We start from the raw sequence: 578 nt of genomic DNA on the forward strand, positions 1-578 counted from the left end.
GTTGGCCACGGCGAACTGCCCGGGCGGCGGCACCGCGGCGTCCCACAGCGCGCACTCGCAGCGCACGGGCACGCGCAGGTATCCGGCCGCCGTCGACGTGTCGAAGTAGCGCAGCACCTCCCGCGCCTCGGGGTGCTCGGCGACGTGCCGGCGCACGGCCTCGCCGCTGCCGGTGCACTCCAGGCCGAGCCGCACGTCGTACTGCCCGAAGCTCGGCACCACGAACGTCGCGCCCACGAACCGCCGGTCCCACGGCACCGCCAGCGCCCCTATCCCGCCGAAGCTCTCGCCCACGTAGTACAGCGGCGAGGTCGCCGGCGATCTCGACCAGCGCGTCGGCCGCGTGCCACAGGTCCACGGCGCAGCGCCCCAGGGAGTAGGTCTGCACCGACTCGATGCCGTGCACCACGTGCGCGGCGGCGTCGGCCGGGGCGCCCACCCCGGAGTTGAGCGCCCCGAGACCGCGTGCCACGGGGAAGACGACGGCGGCGTCGTCGGGCACCCGGTCGAAGTTCGGCGCGTCCCGGCCGCCGTAGCCATGGCTGTGCACGATGCCGACCCGGGTTGCGCCGTCCGAC

General features: G+C 75.4%; 1 pseudogene. It reads right to left on the reverse strand.

What is annotated here, in order from left to right:
* Positions 1-294, reverse strand: a pseudogene (locus PROKR_RS37650) (acetylxylan esterase); the annotation flags it as partial.
* Positions 295-578 lie beyond the last annotated feature (284 nt).

The organism is Promicromonospora kroppenstedtii DSM 19349 (genome assembly GCF_000515355.1).
GTDB lineage: Bacteria > Actinomycetota > Actinomycetes > Actinomycetales > Cellulomonadaceae > Promicromonospora > Promicromonospora kroppenstedtii.